Genomic DNA, 1,637 nt, shown 5'->3' with positions numbered 1-1,637 from the left:
TCTTCCGGGTAGTGCTTCATCACCATCAGTGACATCTCTTCCCCTGGATCTCAAGATCCAGTCTCCGAGGTGTCCACATTCAAGGGGGAGGTCCCGTCTCCCAGCGCGGAGAACAGTACCGGCATGCTGGCTTCCTCGTAGGCCAGCCACACCACGTGGCAGCTCGATGGTGCCCCCAGCGCCAGGAAGCGCTCGCACAAGGCGCCCCGCTCGCCGATCGTCAGGCCCGACGGCGCCAAGGGATCGTCCCGAGATTCGGGCCTCAGCGTAACGGAGTGGTCGAGGGCGGACTGCATCTCGGCCACGGCCCAGCTGTCGTCGTCCAGGACACCTGCCATGACTCTGATGAACTCGCTCCCGAACTCCAGGGAGTGGCCGGCCCGGCGCACGAGCGCCAGGAACAGATCTCGCGGGTTCGCGATTGCTTCCGCCGAGGTCTTCTCATTACTGATCTTGACCCACAGATCCCGCCACGACGCCTGCAACACCTCGCGGTCGCCCAGCTTGCCGATCAGTGTGCGCAGTGCGGATCTCGCCGGTTCCCGCTCGCCCGACCAGTCGGTGCAAAGCGATGTGAGGGCGTGCCGGACGTCCGTCAACTCCGCAGCCAGCACATCCTTCATCTTCGTGCCCAGGCCGTGGTGGGCCGCGTGTTCGTAGTCGCGCACCGCCGAGGCGAATGCCGCCGGGTGGAAGGACGCGTCGAAGGCACGGGCATCGGCGAGCCATGCCATCAGCTCGTCCGCGGCAGCGGGGAAGGTCAGCAGGGCCGGGTCCGACCAGCGGTGCTCAGGATTCCGCAGAGCCGTGCCCATCTCGGTGGCGGTGGTGGCCGGTATGTCTTCGCCCCATGCAGGCATGCGTCCTCCCGAGTAGTCGCGGCGCGGGCCCCACTCACATTGGCAGAACGGGTGATTCGTCGCGATCCGTTTGGCCGCAGCCGAGCATGCCCATGTCGAGTTGGGCTCAAGTGAGCCCGGCGATCAGCCAGGAGGGGAACGAGTCGAACTTGAAGGCCAGCCCCCAGCTCAGAACCCGGCCTTGCTCCGTGCGCAGCCCGGCGAAGCCCTGGCTCACCGAAGACCTCAACCGGTTTCGGCGGGTCCTCGACGTTGGAGGCTAGGCGGTCATGGACCCGACGGGAACCCCGAAGACCTCGTCGAAGGGATGCGCAAGGCGGGTGCTGACCAGGTAGTAGGGGCCGCCAGGCGGCTGATGGCCGATGGCGGCGTAGTGCAGGATCTCGGCGGGGGTGAGGACTCCCAGGTCTCCGAAGACGTAGAAGAGGGGGACGGGCGTGTTCATGCCGAGGAACTGCATCCCGGCGGTGAGACAGGCCCGGGACACCGCGTAGCGGTCGGTGTGGGTGCTGGGGAGGCTGGTCTTGGCGTCGATCGTGACGAGGGTGGCACCGCGTGCGGCGATCAGGTCGGGGAAGCGGCGCAATGAGGATTCGGTGCGGCTGAGTGCCCGTTGAATGCTTGAGGGGAAGGTGCCTTGGCCGCAGCGATGGGCTGTCCAGCCTCGGCGCTCCAGTTCGCGTGATGTGCCCCGAGGTTTCCGGACAGCTTAGTTAGTGGTCAGTTCACGCTGCCTGCTGCCGTTCCAGGTACTCGCCGTAGACCTGCCGCGGACTC

Annotated in this window: 2 protein-coding genes; both read right to left on the bottom strand. The window is 66.5% G+C overall.

Annotated features, from left to right (window positions below; all coding sequences use genetic code 11):
• Positions 1-50 precede the first annotated feature (50 nt).
• Complete coding sequence (locus BLQ73_RS30715; RefSeq protein WP_093176441.1) at positions 51-860, bottom strand: hypothetical protein; 810 nt, start codon at positions 858-860, stop codon at positions 51-53.
• 259 nt (positions 861-1,119) lie between these two features.
• A complete protein-coding gene (locus BLQ73_RS30710; protein ID WP_093176438.1) occupies positions 1,120-1,446 on the bottom strand; it encodes a hypothetical protein in 327 nt (108 codons plus the stop codon).
• Positions 1,447-1,637: the final 191 nt, after the last annotated feature.

Origin of the sequence: Sinosporangium album (assembly GCF_900100605.1) — a bacterium.
In the GTDB taxonomy this organism is placed as follows: Bacteria; Actinomycetota; Actinomycetes; order Streptosporangiales; family Streptosporangiaceae; genus Sinosporangium; species Sinosporangium album.
Note: the sequence above shows the minus strand (reverse complement) of the source record. Positions and strands in the feature narration are given on the sequence as shown.